General features: G+C 64.4%; 12 protein-coding genes and 1 pseudogene. 4 read left to right on the plus strand and 9 right to left on the minus strand.

The window, feature by feature from the left end:
- Positions 1-172: 172 nt before the first annotated feature.
- A pseudogene (locus ACNFHO_RS09625) lies at positions 173-751 on the minus strand (sterol desaturase family protein); the annotation flags it as partial.
- A 112-nt stretch (positions 752-863) separates the two neighbouring features.
- Between ACNFHO_RS09625 and elbB the strand changes: the two are divergent.
- On the plus strand, positions 864-1,529 hold the full coding sequence (gene elbB, locus ACNFHO_RS09630) for an isoprenoid biosynthesis glyoxalase ElbB (RefSeq protein WP_054894099.1): 666 nt from the start codon (positions 864-866) through the stop codon (positions 1,527-1,529).
- 59 nt (positions 1,530-1,588) lie between these two features.
- On the opposite strand, the gene ACNFHO_RS09635 is transcribed toward elbB, so the two are convergent.
- The 3 genes from ACNFHO_RS09635 to ACNFHO_RS09645 all read right to left on the minus strand — a co-directional run bounded on the left by ACNFHO_RS09635 (position 1,589) and on the right by ACNFHO_RS09645 (position 5,041).
- Positions 1,589-2,038 carry a YaiI/YqxD family protein gene (locus tag ACNFHO_RS09635; protein ID WP_416766086.1) on the minus strand — a complete coding sequence of 150 codons (450 nt, stop codon included), beginning with the start codon at positions 2,036-2,038 and terminating at the stop codon, positions 1,589-1,591.
- A gap of 47 nt (positions 2,039-2,085) precedes the next feature.
- Positions 2,086-3,996, minus strand: a complete 1,911-nt coding sequence (locus tag ACNFHO_RS09640; protein ID WP_416766088.1) for an FTR1 family protein — start codon at positions 3,994-3,996, stop codon at positions 2,086-2,088.
- Between the two features lie 118 nt (positions 3,997-4,114).
- Positions 4,115-5,041 (minus strand): LysR substrate-binding domain-containing protein, encoded by a 927-nt coding sequence (locus ACNFHO_RS09645; RefSeq protein ID WP_054894102.1) that lies wholly within the window; start codon positions 5,039-5,041, stop codon positions 4,115-4,117.
- Positions 5,042-5,201: 160 nt separating this feature from the next.
- Here ACNFHO_RS09645 and ACNFHO_RS09650 point away from each other — a divergent pair, with 160 nt between their 5' ends.
- Positions 5,202-6,584: a NorM family multidrug efflux MATE transporter gene (locus tag ACNFHO_RS09650; RefSeq protein ID WP_054894103.1), complete on the plus strand. Its 1,383-nt coding sequence runs from the start codon at positions 5,202-5,204 to the stop codon at positions 6,582-6,584.
- 34 nt (positions 6,585-6,618) lie between these two features.
- On the opposite strand, the gene ACNFHO_RS09655 is transcribed toward ACNFHO_RS09650, so the two are convergent.
- On the minus strand, positions 6,619-8,283 hold the full coding sequence (locus ACNFHO_RS09655; protein WP_054894104.1) for a putative bifunctional diguanylate cyclase/phosphodiesterase: 1,665 nt from the start codon (positions 8,281-8,283) through the stop codon (positions 6,619-6,621).
- Positions 8,284-8,538: 255 nt separating this feature from the next.
- Here ACNFHO_RS09655 and rep point away from each other — a divergent pair, with 255 nt between their 5' ends.
- Together rep and ACNFHO_RS09665 are read left to right on the plus strand one after the other, a co-directional pair.
- Positions 8,539-10,548, plus strand: coding sequence for a DNA helicase Rep (rep, locus tag ACNFHO_RS09660; protein WP_054894105.1), 2,010 nt, complete (start codon positions 8,539-8,541; stop codon positions 10,546-10,548).
- 73 nt (positions 10,549-10,621) lie between these two features.
- Positions 10,622-11,194, plus strand: coding sequence for a xanthine phosphoribosyltransferase (locus ACNFHO_RS09665; RefSeq protein ID WP_011536381.1), 573 nt, complete (start codon positions 10,622-10,624; stop codon positions 11,192-11,194).
- A 110-nt stretch (positions 11,195-11,304) separates the two neighbouring features.
- On the opposite strand, the gene ACNFHO_RS09670 is transcribed toward ACNFHO_RS09665, so the two are convergent.
- The 4 genes from ACNFHO_RS09670 to alr all read right to left on the minus strand — a co-directional run bounded on the left by ACNFHO_RS09670 (position 11,305) and on the right by alr (position 15,816).
- Positions 11,305-13,167 (minus strand): acetyl-CoA hydrolase/transferase C-terminal domain-containing protein, encoded by a 1,863-nt coding sequence (locus ACNFHO_RS09670; protein ID WP_416766091.1) that lies wholly within the window; start codon positions 13,165-13,167, stop codon positions 11,305-11,307.
- Between the two features lie 359 nt (positions 13,168-13,526).
- The gene (locus tag ACNFHO_RS09675) at positions 13,527-13,931 is read right to left on the minus strand and encodes a c-type cytochrome (RefSeq protein WP_054894126.1); all 405 of its coding nucleotides are present in this window, start codon (positions 13,929-13,931) and stop codon (positions 13,527-13,529) included.
- 153 nt (positions 13,932-14,084) lie between these two features.
- Positions 14,085-14,633, minus strand: a complete 549-nt coding sequence (locus ACNFHO_RS09680; RefSeq protein WP_054894107.1) for a cupin domain-containing protein — start codon at positions 14,631-14,633, stop codon at positions 14,085-14,087.
- Between the two features lie 109 nt (positions 14,634-14,742).
- Positions 14,743-15,816, minus strand: coding sequence for an alanine racemase (gene alr, locus ACNFHO_RS09685; protein ID WP_416766093.1), 1,074 nt, complete (start codon positions 15,814-15,816; stop codon positions 14,743-14,745).
- Positions 15,817-15,829: the final 13 nt, after the last annotated feature.

Raw genomic sequence — 15,829 nt, forward strand, 5'->3', positions numbered from 1 at the left:
CATCGCGCCAGAGCTGGGCATAGAACTGCAGGTTGGCCCACAGCGGATTCCAGCTCGCCAGCGGTGTGGTCACGCCGAACACCACGGGCTCGCGCGGGTCCTCCTCCTGGAAAGTGCCGAACAGGCGGTCCCAGAGAATGAACACGCCGCCGTAGTTGCGATCCAAGTACAAAGGATTCTGCGCATGGTGGACACGATGGTTGGACGGCGTGATCAGTACCCATTCGAGCCAGCCCAGCTTGGGCACGTGCCGGGTATGCACCCAGAACTGGTACAGCAGGTTCAACGATGCCACGGTGACGAATACCAGCGGCGGCACGCCGATCAGGGCCAGCGGCAGATAGAAGATCCACGAGAAGAGAAAGCCGCTGCTGGTCTGGCGCAGGGCGGTGGTGAGGTTGTACTCCTCGCTCTGGTGATGCACCGAATGCGCCGCCCACAACACGTTGCGTTCATGGCCGAGGCGGTGCAGCCAGTAGTAGCAGAAGTCGTAGAGCACGAACGCCAGCAACCAGACCCAGAGCGCACCGTCCGGCAGGCGCAGCAGGGCCAGGTGCTCCCAGGCCAGCGCGTAGCTTACAAGCCCGACGCCCTTGGTCAGCAGCCCCGTGCTGGTCGACAGCGCCCCGGTGCTCAGGCTGTTGATCGAATCGGCCAGGCGATAGTTGCGCTGCCCGCGCAGCCGGTCGGTGACCAGCTCCACAGCAATCAGCACGAAGAAGAACGGCACGGCCAGCAGAATCAGGTCCATGGTGACGATCCCAAGCGTTATCCACAGAGATTAGGCCGCGTCGGGCACAACCCTTATGGCCACATCTGCCAAACTAGAGGACATTTAGCGCCTCGACACTGGAGTAATGAGCATGACGAAAAAGGTAGCGGTGATTCTTTCCGGCTGTGGCGTGTATGACGGCGCCGAAATCCACGAAAGCGTGATCACCCTGCTGCGCCTCGACCAGCGCGGCGCCCAGGTGCAGTGTTTCGCGCCGAACATCGCGCAGATGCACGTGATCAATCACCTGACCGGCGAAGAAATGCCCGAGTCGCGCAATGTGCTGGTGGAGTCGGCGCGCATCGCCCGCGGTGAAGTGAAGGATATTCGCGAAGCCAAGGCCGAGGACTTCGACGCGCTGATCGTCCCTGGCGGCTTTGGCGCTGCGAAGAACCTGTCCAATTTCGCCGTCGAAGGGACCAGTTGCAGCGTGAACCCCGAGGTACTGGCACTGGCCGAGGCCTTCGCCGCGGCGTGCAAGCCGGTCGGCCTGATCTGCATCTCGCCGGCGTTGGCCGCGAAGATCTACGGCCCAGGCGTGGTCTGCACCATCGGCAACGATGCCGACACCAGCGCAGCCGTGGTGAAGATGGGCGGTACCCATGAAGAATGCGATGTGCATGACATCGTCGAAGACACCCAGCGCAAGCTGGTGACCACCCCGGCCTACATGCTGGCCAAGTCGATCAGCGAAGCGGCGGGCGGGATCTACAAACTGGTGGACCGGGTGCTGGAGCTGACTCACGAGAAGGACTGAATCGCATCAGGGCGGGCCTTTTCGCGGGCAAGTCGGAGCGCCGAACCGCCGCGAAAAGGTCAACGCGTCAACCGCGTGAGGATCCGATCCAGCGAATTGGCAAACGCCTGCTTCTCCCGCTCGCCATAGGGCGCCTGCCCGCCGCCGACCTGCCCCTGTTCACGCAACTCGGTGAACAGGTTGCGCACCGCCAGTCGATCCCCCATGTTGCGCTCGTCGAACTCGCGACCACGCGGGTCCAGCGCCGCCACACCCTTCTTGATCAGACGATCTGCCAGCGGTACGTCGCTGCAGATCACCAGCTCGCCGGGCTCTGCATGCTCCACCAGGTAGTCGTCGGCGGCATCCATGCCGCTGGGCACCACGATCAGCCGCACGATCGCGAAGGCCGGTTTGGCCACGGCCTGGCCGGCCACCATCACCACTTCCAGCTTGCGCTTGAGGGCGAACTTGACGACCAGGTCCTTGGCCGCCTTGGGGCAGGCGTCGGCGTCGATCCATATGCGCATGACGATGTTTCCGTAATTCGAAAAGCAATAGTGTGCCAGCCCCGGCCTCAGTTCGCTGCAGCCCTGCGTTTTTCGGCAATGCGCGAGCGTCCGTAAAGCACCACGATAGCCAGCAATGCTACCGCCTGCGCACTCAACGAATAAGCGTCGGCATGAATCCCCAGCCAATCGAACTCGAAGAACGGCACCGGTCGCGTGCCCATTACCCCAGCCTCCTGCAGCGCCTTGACGCCGTGCCCGGCGAACACCACCGACAGCGCGCACAACAACGCAGCGTTGATGCTGAAGAACAGCGACAGTGGCAGCTTCGCCGATCCACGCAGGATCACCCAAGCCAACCCCACCAGCAACACCAGCGCGGTAGCACCACCGGCCAGCACCGCCTGGTGCCCGGCAGGCCCGGCCTGCAGCCACAGGGTTTCGTAGAACAGGATCACCTCGAACAGCTCGCGGTACACCGAGAAAAACGCCAGCATGGCAAAGCCGAAGCGCCCGCCGCCACTGAGCAGGCTGCTCTTGATGTAGTCCTGCCAGGCTGCGGCGTGGCGCCGGTCATGCATCCAGACCCCCAGCCACAGCACCATGACCGCGGCGAACAGCGCCGTGCAGCCCTCGAGCAACTCGCGCTGGGCGCCGCCGACATCGATTACATAGGCCGCCAGGGCCCAGGTGGCGAAACCTGCCACCAGTGCCAGGCCCCAGCCGATGTTGACACTGCGTACCGCCGACTGCTGCCCGGTATTGCGCAGGAAGGCGAGGATCGCGGCCAGCACCAGGATCGCCTCCAGGCCCTCGCGCAGCAGGATCAGCAGCCCGGAGATGTAGCTCAACGACCAACTCAGACCATCGCTGCCCAGCAGTTTCGCCGCCTGCTCCAGCTTGACCTTGGCCTCGGCCAGGCGCTGCGCAGTCTGCTCGGCGGGCAGGCCATCCTGCAGCGACTGCCGGTAGGCCATCAATGACTTCTCGGTATCCTTGCGCACCTGCGCGTCGATGTTGTCGAGCGAGCTCTCCACCAGCTCGAAGCCTTCGAGATATGCGGCCACCGACAGGTCGTAGGCCTGGTCGTGATCGCCCTCGCGGTAGGCCGCCAGGCTCTTGTCCAGGGTGCTGGAGGTGTATTCGAGCAACTGTGCCGGGCCACGCTTGACCTGCGGTGGCTGGGCACGCTGGGCACGGAATGCGGCAACGGCCTCGGCGCCTTCGTTGGCGGCGACTTCGGCCGGAGTCTGGCGGGCCAGGTCGGCGATGTTCCAGGTTTTGTCACCCTTGGCCGCCTGCGGGTCGGCGGTGAAGCTGGCAATGTAGGCTGCCACATCCCAGCGCTGGCGTTCGTCGAGCTGGTCGGCGAACGACGGCATCTCGGTGCCCTCGATACCCAGGCCGAGGGTGTTGTACAGGTCGAACAGGCTCAGTTGGTCAAGGCGCTGGGCGTCGCGCAGGTTGGCCGGCGCAGGCTCCAGGCCGACACCCGCAGGGCCGTCACCGGCACCGGTGTCACCGTGGCAGATCGAGCAGTTCTGCGCGTACAACGCAGCACCGCGTGCCGGATCCGGCGTGATCACCGGCGCCTGGCTGACCTCATAGGCCACCGCCAGCCGCGCGCCCAACTGCCGAGCCTGGTGCGCCACGGCGCTGCCGTCCTGGCGTTGCTCGATGGCCTGGCGCAGCGCCTGCACACCCTGCTCGAGAGCGTCGCGTTCGGGGTTGGCCGGCAAGCCATTGACCAGCTCGGCCAGCACCCCGCTGAACTCCTGCTGTTCGCGGTATTCACCTTCATCCACCACCTTGCCGCCCTCTACGGTCGGCGGGTAGTCGGCACCGATATAGTCCAGCAGGTGCAACGCCTTGATGGCCTCGGCGGGGGCTTCAGCCTGCGCCAGGGTGCTGCACAGCGCCAGCACCGGACCGAGCAACAAGGCCGGCAACCACGCGAGCGGACGGGAACGGGGAATCATGGGGCGATCTCGGCGAGAATACGAAAGCGAACATTGTTCACTTCCACTTCGACTTGCTCAAGGTTCGCGGGCGGATTTCATGAAAAATCTTGCAACGAATAAGTCCTGATCGGCCCGCTCAAGACGCGCCCAGGATCTCCACCTCAGGCAAGTCCATCGCCGCCGCCTCCTCCTGCAAGAAGGCACTCAAACGCCGCAACCGCTCGCCGCCCGGGCGGGTGCGCGGCCATACGAGGTAATAGTCCAGGCCGCTGGCCACCGCCGTCGGCCATGGCAGACTCAGTCGCCCCTGGGCGACGTCTTCGGCGACCATCAGCAGGTCACCCATCGACACCCCATAACCCCGAGCTGCGGCGATCATGCCCAGCTCCAGGGTATCGAACACCTGCCCGCCCTTGAGCGACACCGTTTCGCTCAGGCCCATGCGCGCCAGCCAACTGCGCCAGTCGCGACGATCGGGCGTCGGGTGCAACAGTTCGACGCTGGCCAGCCTGCGCGCATCCCACGGCGCTTCGGCCTGCAGGTCCGGAGCGCCAACCGGGATCAGCAGCTCGGCGAACAGCCGGCGCACCTCCCAGTCCACCGGAAAGTTGCCGTCGCTGAGCAGGACGGCGCAATCGAAAGGCTCTTGATTGAAATCCACATGGTCGACGTCCATCCAGGCGCTGGTCAGTTGCACCTCGTTGCCCGGCTGCAGGTGGCGAAAGCGGCTCAGGCGCGCCAGCAGCCAGCGCATGGTCAAGGTCGAGGGGGCTTTCATGCGCAGGATGTCGTCTTCGCCGCGCAAGGTATTGCAGGCCCGCTCCAGTGACGAGAACCCGTCGCGCACACCGGGCAACAGCATCCGCGCCGCCTCGGTGGGCTGCAGATTACGACCGTTGCGCACGAACAGGCGGCAGCCGAAGTGATCTTCAAGCGTGCGAATGTGGCGGCTGACCGCGCTCTGGGTGATGGACAGCTCCTCACCGGCGCGGGTGAAGGAGCTCAGCCGCGCGGCGGCTTCAAATGCGCGCAGGGCATACAACGGTGGTAGCTGACGAGACATGAGACACCTGTCATACGGGCGCATGAGGCAATTCGGCAGAAGCATACATTCATGAGTTGAACTCATGCCAATGATCGCTTTTATCTTTTTGTGCAATGTTGACCGAAGCCTCAGAATCGTGAGCTCTTTCTGTAGGACCCACACCCAAGGACTTCGCCCCATGCATGTCGCGCCCACCACCGAACTCAAGGCTCTGCTGCGCCTGGCCGGCCCCCTGGTCGCCTCGCAATTGGCGCACATGCTGATGGTGCTCACCGACACCCTGATGATGGCGCGCATCAGCCCACAGGCGCTGGCAGGTGGCGGCCTGGGCGCGGCGAGCTATTCGTTCGTGTCGATCTTCTGCCTGGGCGTGATCGCCGCGGTCGGCACCCTGGTGGCCTTCCGCAAGGGCGCAGGTGACATCGCCGGTGCCACGCGCCTGGCGCAGAACGGCCTGTGGTTGGCCTGGGGCCTGGCGCTGGGCGCGGCCCTGGTGTTGTGGAACCTCAAACCTTTGTTGCTGCTGTTCGGCCAGCGTCCCGACAACGTCGACATGGCCATGCAGTTCCTCACCCTGCTACCCCTGGCGCTGCCCGGCTACCTGACCTTCATGGCCCTGCGCGGCTTCACCAGCGCCCTGGGCCATTCGACCCCAGTGATGGTCATCAGCCTGGTGGGCACGGTACTCAACTACCTGTTCAACCACGCACTGATCGAAGGCATGTTCGGCCTGCCCAAGCTGGGCCTCATGGGCATCGGCCTGGTCACGGCCGTGGTGTCGCTGGGCATGGCCATCGCCCTGGCGCTTTACATCCACTGGCACCGTGCATACGACGCCTATCCGCTGCGCAAGGGCCTGTCACACCCATCGCTCGATGCACTGCGCGAGTTGTGGCGGCTGGGCCTGCCGATCGGCGGTACCTACATCGTCGAAGTCGGCTTGTTCGCCTTCGCCGCGCTGTGCATGGGTGTACTGGGCGATACCGAGCTGGCCGCCCACCAGATCGCCCTGCCGATCATTTCGGCAGCGTTCATGGTGCCGACCGGGCTGTCCTATGCGGTGACCATGCGAGTCGGGCTGTACTACGGCGCAGGCAACCTGCTGGCCGCGCGCAGCGCCGGGCGCATCGGGATCGGCCTGGGCGCGGTGGTGATGTTCACCTTCGCGGTGCTGTTCTGGCTGTTCCCGGAGACCTTCGTGGGGCTGCTGGTCGACCGCAATGACCCAGCGTTCGCCGCCATCTTCGCGCTCGCCGTGCAGCTGGTGATGGTGGCCGCCTGGTTCGAGCTGTTCGACGGCACGCAGACCATCGCCATGGGCTCGATCCGCGGCCTGAAGGACGCCAAGACCACGTTCGTGATCGGTCTGCTGTGCTACTGGCTGGTGGGCGCGCCATGCGCCTGGGTGTTCGCCTTCACGCTCGGCGGGGGTGCGGTGGGTATCTGGTGGGGCTTGGCGCTGGGGCTGGCGTGTGCGGCGGTGGCGCTGACGCTGGCATTCGAATGGCGGATGAAGCGGTTGCTGGGCAAGGCGGCCGTGGGGGCGGCGGTTTCGGCCTGAAATCAGTGGCGGCCCTATCGCGGGCCGCTACCGGCTAAACACTCACCAACTGCGGCTTGGCCGCCTGGAACAGGTAGACGATCAGCTCATCGATCGGCAGCGGCCGGCTGACCAGGAACCCTTGCACCTGGTCGCAACCGAAATCACGCAGCAGACCCAGTTGCTCATCGCTTTCCACCCCTTCGGCCACCACTTCCAGGTTGAGGTTGTGCGCCAGGTTGATCATCGCGTGCACCAGCTTGCGGTTTTCTTCGCGCTGCTCCATGCCGGCGACGAAGCTGCGATCGACCTTGAGCAAAGTGATGGGCAGGCTGTTCAAGTGCACGAACGACGAAAAACCAGTGCCAAAGTCATCCAGCGAGAAACGCACACCCAGGCGCCCCAGTGCATCCATGGTCTGGCGCACCACTTCGTTGCGGCGCATCACCGCGGTCTCGGTCAGCTCGAACTCCAGCCAACGCGCATCGACGCCGTGTTCGACGATCAGCCGGCTCAGGGTCGCCAACAGCTGGCTGTCCTGGAACTGGCGGAAGCTCAGGTTCACCGCCATGTGCAGCGGCGCCAGGCCATGCTCGCCCAAGGCCTGCATGTCACGCAGGGCGCGGGAGATCACCCAGTAGCCCAGCGGTACGATCAGCCCGCTCTGCTCGGCGAGCGGCACGAATTCGCTGGGCGGCAGCAGACCACGCTCGGCATGCCGCCAGCGCACCAGTGCCTCGAGGCCGACGATGGTGCCGTCCTTGAGGTTCAAGCGTGGCTGGTAGTGCAGTTCAAGCTCGTCACGACGCAGGGCCCGACGCAGCTCGCTTTCCAGGTCGGCGAGGCTGCGGGCGTTGCTGTTTATTCGCTCGTTGAACACGTGATACGTGCAGCCTTGGCTGCCCTTGGCCTGGCGCATGGCGATGTGCGCATGCCACATCAACGGATCGGCGCCCGCTTGCGCACGGGCATGGGCCAGGCCCAGGCTGCAACCAAGCAGCAGGCTTTCGCCATCGATCCAGTACGGCTCGGCCAGGGCTTCGACGATACGCTCGGCGGTGCGCTCGGCGCGGCTGGGGTCGCGGCGGGTGTCGATCAGCAGCGCGAACTCATCGCTGCCCAGGCGCGCCAACTGATCACCGGCCTCCAGCTGCTGCTTGAGTCGGTTGACCACCTGCAGGATCAGGCGATCACCGCCCTGGTGCCCCAGGGCGTCGTTGACGTGGCGGAAGTTGTCCAGGTCCAGGTGACCGAGGGCCAGGCCGCGGCCTGCGTTCTCCGCCAGGCGTGCGCTGAGCAGTGCCTGGAAGCCCTGGCGATTGGCGATGCCGGTGAGCGGGTCCTGCTCGGCCAGGCGTTGCAAGGTGGCGACCAGCACGCCGCGTTCACGCACATGACGCAACGAGCGGCGCAGCGCGTCACTGCTCAGTTGCCCACGCACCAGCCAGTCACTCACGCCCACCGGAGGCGTCTCGGGCTCGTGCTCCAGCAGCAGGATGGTCGGCAGGTCGCAGCGTCCGGGTGTCGGCTGCAGGTCGGGCGTGGCCAGTACCACGGCCTGGCGATCGTGAACGAACAGGCTGTCCACCGCCTCCCAGTTCGGCGCAGTCAACAGTACCGCGCTGCCAGCCAGCGGCTGGACACATTCGCGCAGCAACGCAGCCCATTCCGGCTCATCGGCCAACAGCAGCAAGCGCAACGGTTCGACGGGCGTGGACAAGCGGGCTCCTTAGGGCTCGAACAGTGTGACCGAGGATGTGCCGTATCCTAACCGACAAGTGGAAATGATTCTCACTTTTATATGTGGCGTTCCCTGCCCCGCATCTCGACGGATTTTGCCGTGCATCCTGCGCGAAAGTCGCAACGCCCGCAAATCTGAATGGTGCGCTGCATCACACTGTCAGACGGTCGCGCCATAACCGACCCATGCCTGCTAGAATGCGCGGCTATTTTCTGGTTACTCCCGGTTTCTAGCATGTCCCGACTCAATCCCCGGCAACAGGAAGCCCGAGACTACGTCGGCGGCCCTCTATTGGTGCTCGCCGGTGCAGGCTCCGGCAAGACCAGCGTGATCACGCGCAAGATTGCCCACCTCATCCAGAACTGCGGCATCCGTGCCCAGTACATCGTCGCCATGACCTTCACCAACAAGGCCGCGCGCGAGATGAAGGAGCGGGTCGGCACCCTGCTGCGTCCAGGCGAAGGCCGGGGCCTGACGGTGTGCACCTTCCACAACCTGGGCCTGAACATCATCCGCCGGGAACACCAGCGCCTGGGCTACAAGCCGGGCTTCTCGATCTTCGACGAGTCCGACATCAAGGCGCTGCTGTCGGACATCATGCAGAAGGAATACTCCGGCGACGACGGGCTGGACGAGATCAAGAACATGATCGGCTCGTGGAAGAACGACCTGATCCTGCCCGCCGAAGCCCTGGAGAAAGCGCGCAACCCGCGCGAGCAGACCGCCGCCATCGTCTACACCCACTACCAGCGCACGCTCAAGGCGTACAACGCGGTGGACTTCGACGACCTGATCCTGCTGCCGGTCAAGCTGTTCCAGGAGCACACCGACGTGCTGGAACGCTGGCAGAACCGCGTGCGCTACCTGCTGGTCGACGAATACCAGGACACCAACGCCAGCCAGTACCTGCTGGTGAAGATGCTCATCGGCATGCGCAACCAGTTCACCGTGGTGGGCGACGACGACCAGTCGATCTACGCCTGGCGTGGCGCGCGCCCGGAAAACCTGATGCTGCTCAAGGAGGATTATCCCTCCCTGAAAGTGGTGATGCTCGAGCAGAACTACCGCTCCACCAGCCGCATCCTGCGCTGCGCCAACGTGCTGATCGCCAACAACCCCCACGACTTCGAGAAGCAGCTGTGGAGCGAGATGGGCGTGGGCGACGAAATCCGCGTGATCCGCTGCAAGAACGAGGAAGCCGAGGCCGAGCGCGTGGCCATGGAAATCCTCACCTTGCACCTGCGCACCAATCGTCCGTACAGCGACTTCGCCATCCTCTACCGCGGCAACTACCAGGCCAAGCTGATCGAGCTGAAGCTGCAGCATCACCAGGTGCCCTATCGCCTGTCGGGCGGCAACAGCTTCTTCGGTCGCCAGGAGGTCAAGGACCTCATGGCCTACCTGCGCCTGCTGGTCAACCCGGACGACGACAACGCCTACCTGCGGGTGATCAACGTACCGCGCCGCGAGATCGGCTCGACCACGCTCGAAAAGCTCGGCAACTACGCCACCGAGCGCGGCGTGTCGATGTACGCGGCAAGCGAGGAGCTGGGCCTGGGCGAGCACCTCGATGCGCGCTACACCGAGCGCCTGCAGCGCTTCAAGCACTGGCTCGACGGCGTGCGTCACAAGGTTGCCCTGGAAGACCCGATCGCTGCGCTGCACGAGATGGTCAAGGACATCGACTACGAGAACTGGATCCGCCAGAACACCGCCAGCGACAAGGCGGCGGATTTCCGCATCGGCAACGTCTGGTTCCTGATCGATGCGCTGAAGAACACCCTCGAGAAGGACGAAGAGGGTGACATGACCATCGAGGACGCCATCGGCAAGCTGGTGCTGCGCGACATGCTCGAGCGCCAGCAGGAAGAGGAAGAAAACGCCGAGGGTGTGCAGATGATGACCCTGCACGCCTCCAAGGGCCTGGAATTCCCCTACGTATTCATCATGGGCATGGAGGAAGAAATCCTCCCCCACCGCTCGAGCATCGAAGCCGACACCATCGAGGAAGAGCGCCGCCTGGCCTACGTGGGCATCACCCGCGCCCGTCAGACCCTGGCCTTCACCTTCGCCGCCAAGCGCAAGCAGTACGGCGAGATCATCGACTGCACGCCCAGCCGGTTCCTGGATGAACTGCCGCCGGACGACCTGGCCTGGGAAGGCCTGGAGGATGCGCCTGTGGAGGTGAAGGCGGCGCGGGGCAATAACGCGCTGGCCGACATCCGGGCCATGCTCAAACGCTGACCAACCGTTACTCTTTAAACCTTTGCCGCGACCTTCTGGATGCGGCCACCTTTGCTACATCGAGGAATACACAGTGGAAGCACTGCAGCAGAAGATTCGCGAAGAAGGCATCGTGCTTTCCGATCAGGTTCTCAAAGTCGACGCGTTTCTCAACCACCAGATCGACCCTGCGCTGATGCAATTGATCGGTGACGAGTTCGCCCGCCTGTTCGCAGACTCGGGCGTGACCAAGATCGTCACCATCGAAGCGTCGGGCATCGCCCCGGCGGTGATGACCGGCCTGAAGCTGGGCGTGCCGGTGATCTTCGCCCGCAAGCATCAGTCGCTGACTCTGACCGAGAACTTGCTGACCGCTTCGGTGTATTCCTTCACCAAGCAGACCGAGAACACCGTGGCCATCTCGCCGCGTCACCTCAACAGCAGTGATCGCGTGCTGGTGATCGATGACTTCCTGGCCAACGGCAAGGCTTCCCAGGCGCTGATTTCGATCATCAAGCAGGCCGGCGCCACCGTGGCGGGCCTGGGGATCGTCATCGAGAAGTCGTTCCAGGGCGGTCGCGCCGAGCTGGACAGCCAGGGCTATCGCGTCGAATCGCTGGCTCGGGTGAAGTCGCTGGAAGGTGGGGTCGTGACCTTCATCGAATAAGGCCGCTACGCGAGCTCTGTGGGAGCGGGTTTACCCGCGAATGCGATTTGGGATGCGCCATCGCATTCGCGGGTAAACCCGCTCCCACAGGGAAGAGCATGTCCGAGCGTTTATTTTGCAGCCTGCAACCCCGCCAGCAGCAACCGCTGGTACAGCTCCTCCTTCAGCCCCTGCGGTTCACTCAGCCCCATCCGCACCAGATGCGCCGGATAGACCTGAGGTTCAGGCGCATCCAGCGCCGCCTTGCCCAGCTCCAGCACCTCGCTCAGCTTGAACTTGCTCTTGAGCCAGTTCAGCGCCCGCAGCAGGTCCTGCTCCTCAGGCGTGAAGTCGCTGCCCAGCGGGTACTCGGGGAACAACCCCGCATGCCGCGCCCTGATCGCTTCCAGGCGCTCGGGCGTGTTGTCGGTGAAGCGTGCCGATAGCTCGAAGTCCCGCGCCAGCTTGCCGGCCTTCTTGGCCTGCTCCATCAAAGGCTTCTGAAAACGTGAGTCACTGATTGCCAGCAACCGTGCGATCACCTCGCTGTCGGTCTGCCCACGCAGGTCGGCGATGCCGTATTCGGTGATCACGATGTCGCGCAGGTGCCGGGGGATGGTGCAATGGCCGTACTGCCAGAACACATTCGACGTCACCTCGCCACCCGCCTCGCGCCAGCTACGCAGCAGCAGGATCGAGCGACCGCCCTCCAGTGCATGGCCCTGGGCCACGAAGTTGTATTGCCCGCCCACACCACTGAGCACCCGGCCATCTTCCAGCTGATCGGCCACCCCGGCACCGAGCAGGGTCATGCCGAACACCGTATTGACGAAGCGCGCATCGCGGCGTTGGCGACGCTTGAGTGCTTCGTCGCCATACAGCTCGTTGATGAAGCTGATGGCGGTCATGGCGAAGCGTTTGCGCTGCTCAAGAGGCATCTGCCGCAAGCGCTGGTAGAAATCCGCGGTGCCGAGAAAGAACCCGCCATGCACCAGCACGCCCTGCTCGTCGGCCGGGCGCCGCACCACGCCTGCTTCGGCCAGCGCCAGCAGGCCGTTGACGAACATCTCGCTGCAGCCGTAGAGCCCCTGGGCAAAGGCATCCATACCACCCTCACGCTCGATCAGCGTGTTCCAGGGGTTCAGGTCCAGGTCTTCGAGCAACGCGCGGTAGGCGCCGTTGTCGTCCTGGCGCGCGAGCAGCGCTGCGGCCACGGCATCGCCCATGGCGCCGATGCCGATCTGCAGGGTGCCGCCATCACGCACCAGGGTGCTGGCGTACAGGCCGATGCAGTGATCCTGGAGGGTGACCGGCATGTTCGGGGTGCAGAACAGTCGACGCTGCTCGGGGGTATCGATCAGCAGGTCGAAATCCTGTGCAGGCAGTTCGGCGTCGCCCGGCATGTAGGGCAGTTCGGCATGCACCTGGCCGAGCATGAGGATGGTTTCGCCTGCGGCACGGCGTTTGGCGATCATTGGCAGCAGGTCGAGGGTAATGTCGGGGTTGCAGGCCAGGCTCAGATGATCCGGACGCTCGGGCGTGGCGGCGACGATCTGGGCGATGAGGTTCAGGCCCTTGCCGTTGATATCGCGCGCAGCGTGGCTGTAGTTGCTGCTGACGTAGTCCTGCTGGGCGGTCTCGCTGTGCAGCAGCGAACCGGGCTGCATGAAGAACTGCTCGACACGGATGTTGGCCGCGAGGGTGTCGTTGCGCAGGTCGGCGAGGTAGTCGAGCTCTTCGTAGTCGGCGAAGACGCGCTCGACGAAGGGTTCGAGGAAGCGCCGCTGCAGGCCGTCACCCAGCGGCGGTCGGCCCAGGCTGAGGGCGGTGTAGATCGTCAGGCGCCGCTCGGGCAGGCTGCGGATGCGGGCATAGAGGGCGTTGACGAAGGCATTGGGTTTGCCCAGGCCCAGGGGCAGGCCCATGTGGATATGGGCCGGGAGGCGGGCCAGGACCTGGTCGACGGCCTGGTCGATCGAGCAGCGGTGGGGCATCGGGGGCTCCTGTGGCTTTGTGGGGGCTTGCAGGCTGTGACCATTACCCTGGCTGATTTGCTGACCAGACCGGCCCTTTCGCGGGCAAGCCCGCTCCTACAGGTTGTGATCATTACCCTGGTTGATTTGCTGAACAGGCCGGCCCTTTCGCGGGCAAGCCCGCTCCTACAGGTTGTGACCATTGCCCTGGCTGATTTGCTGAACAGGCCGGCCCTTTCGCGGGCAAGCCCGCTCCTACAGGTTGTGACCATTACCCTAGCTGATTGGCTGACCGGGCCGACCTCTTCCCGGGGCCGGCACCTACCCCTAAATGCAAAAGCCCGCCATTAATGGCGGGCTTTACGCAAATCCAGTCCGGTCTACAGCCCGGACATCTTCTTGATCGCACCCTTGAGCTCTTCATCCGAGCAGTCGGCGCAGGTGCCCTTGGGCGGCATGGCGTTGATGCCGGTGATGGCCTTGGCCAGAATCCCGTCGAGGCCGCCCTGGTGATCGGCGCGCTCTTTCCAGGCCGCCGTGTCGCCGATCTTCGGCGCATTCAGCAGGCCCGTGCCATGGCAGGCATTGCAGTGCTTGGCGATGATTTCGTCGGGTGTCTTGGCGCCACCGCCACCGGCCGATACGGCCACTTCCATGCCCTTGCACTCCTGGCCCTGGACGCACACCTGCCCCACCGGCTCCAGGCGCTTGGCGATGTCGTCGTTGGTCGCAGCGCTTGCATTGAGTGCCCAGAGGGCGAATACGGCTGCTGGTACGGCCAGCATTTTCTTGATTTGGTTCACGCGTACACCCTCATGGTGGCTAATCACGCCCGCCGCCACGGTTGGCGAGCGTTGAAAAGTATAGCGGCTACCCGGAAGGCGTGAAACGACCCCACACAGGAAAGGGGTATTGGCGAAACAATACGCTGCGCTGGATCAAAAGTTCGAAGGCGTGGCAGCACTGATCAGGCGGGCAGGTTCGTCGAAAGGGTTGCGGAAACGGTGCGGACGGGTGCTCTCGAAGTAGTAGCTGTCGCCCGCTTCGAGGATGAAGGTTTCGGCGCCGACCACCAGTTCGAGGCGGCCTTCGAGGAGGATTCCGGTCTCTTCGCCATCGTGTGTGAGCATCTCTTCACCCGTGTCGGCCCCCGGCGGATAGACCTCGTTGAGAAAGGCGATGGCACGGTTGGGGTGCGATTTGCCGACCAGCTTCATGGTCACCGCGCCGTCGGAAATGTCGATCAGCTCGTGGGCCTTGTAGACGATCTGGGTGGGGCTTTCCGGCGCAAGCTCGACGGAAAAGAACTCGACCATCGACATGGGTATGCCGCTCAGCACCTTGCGCAGGGAGCTGATCGACGGGCTCACGCTGTTCTTCTCGATCATCGAGATGGTGCTGTTGGTTACGCCCGCCCGTTTGGCGAGTTCGCGCTGGGACAGGCCCTTGAGCTTGCGGATGGCTTGCAGTCGTTCGCCGACGTCCAAAGCTTGCGCCTCCAGAAACGGTCGAGATGAGGTCAAATGTGAACGATATCATGGCAATGCCGTTCAGTATTTACAACACGCAAGACCCCAGCCTGTCCGCTTCAGCGCCTCATTCGCCGTAATAATCCAATGGCACGCGCCGCAGGTTGCAGAAGATCTGGTAGGGAATGGTGCCAGCCTGCTGCGCCACGTCACTGGCCAGGACCTGCTTGCCCCACAGTTCGACCGGGCTGCCGATACCCGCCTCTGGCACTTCGGTGAGGTCGACGCAGAGCATGTCCATCGAGACCCGACCAATCAGTTGAGTACGCTTGCCGGCGACCACCACCGGGGTGCCGGTGGGCGCGTGGCGTGGGTAGCCATCGGCGTAACCCATCGCGACTACGCCAACCCGAGTCGGGCGCGGGCTGGTGAACTTGGCACCGTATCCGACCGGCTCACCGGTTGGCAGTTCGCGCACGCTGATGATGCGCGATTGCAGGGTCATTACCGGTTGCAGGCGCGCAGTTGCGGCCTGCTCGACCTCGAACGGCGTGGCCCCGTACAGCATGATGCCCGGGCGCACCCAATCACTCGGCACCTGCGGCCAGCCCAGCACACCGGGGGAGTTGCGCAGGCTGCACTCAGCAGCCAGCCCCTGGCGGGCGGCCTGGAACACGGCAACCTGCTGCTCGGTGGTCGAGGCATCGAGCTCGTCGGCACGGGCGAAGTGGGTCATCAGCACGATGCGCGCGACCTTGCCGCTGGCCAGCAGGCGCTGGTAGGCCTCGTGGTAGTCCTTGGGGTGCAGGCCGACGCGGTGCATGCCGCTGTCGAGCTTGAGCCAGATGTTCAGCGGCTTGCGCACGGCGGTCTGCTCGATCGCTTCGAGCTGCCACAGCGAGTGCACCACGCACCACAGGTCGTGCTCGGCGATCAGCGCCAGCTCGCTGGCCTCGAAGAAGCCTTCGAGCAGCAGCACCGGAGCCTTGATCCCTGCGGCACGCAGCTCCAGAGCCTCTTCGATGCAGGCAACGGCGAAACCGTCAGCCTCGGTCTCCAGCGCCAGGGCGCAACGTACCGCACCGTGGCCGTAGGCATCGGCCTTGACCACGGCAAGGGCCTTGGCGCCGGACAATTCACGGGCCAGGCGGTAGTTGTGACGGAGGGCTTGGAGGTCGATCAGGGCACGGGCGGGGCGCATGGAGGGCAGCCTT

This window comes from Pseudomonas sp. NY15374 (genome assembly GCF_048068255.1).
In the GTDB taxonomy this organism is placed as follows: domain Bacteria; phylum Pseudomonadota; class Gammaproteobacteria; order Pseudomonadales; family Pseudomonadaceae; genus Aquipseudomonas; species Aquipseudomonas machongensis.

Bases quoted from the DNA above. Each gene is read 5' to 3' on its own strand.
- elbB (WP_054894099.1), top strand. From the start codon at position 864: ATGACGAAAAAGGTAGCGGTGATTCTTTCCGGCTGTGGCGTGTATGAC.
- ACNFHO_RS09635 (WP_416766086.1), bottom strand. From the start codon at position 2,038: ATGCGCATATGGATCGACGCCGACGCCTGCCCCAAGGCGGCCAAGGAC.
- ACNFHO_RS09640 (WP_416766088.1), bottom strand. From the start codon at position 3,996: ATGATTCCCCGTTCCCGTCCGCTCGCGTGGTTGCCGGCCTTGTTGCTC.
- ACNFHO_RS09645 (WP_054894102.1), bottom strand. From the start codon at position 5,041: ATGTCTCGTCAGCTACCACCGTTGTATGCCCTGCGCGCATTTGAAGCC.
- ACNFHO_RS09650 (WP_054894103.1), top strand. From the start codon at position 5,202: ATGCATGTCGCGCCCACCACCGAACTCAAGGCTCTGCTGCGCCTGGCC.
- rep (WP_054894105.1), top strand. From the start codon at position 8,539: ATGTCCCGACTCAATCCCCGGCAACAGGAAGCCCGAGACTACGTCGGC.
- ACNFHO_RS09670 (WP_416766091.1), bottom strand. From the start codon at position 13,167: ATGCCCCACCGCTGCTCGATCGACCAGGCCGTCGACCAGGTCCTGGCC.
- ACNFHO_RS09675 (WP_054894126.1), bottom strand. From the start codon at position 13,931: ATGCTGGCCGTACCAGCAGCCGTATTCGCCCTCTGGGCACTCAATGCA.
- alr (WP_416766093.1), bottom strand. From the start codon at position 15,816: ATGCGCCCCGCCCGTGCCCTGATCGACCTCCAAGCCCTCCGTCACAAC.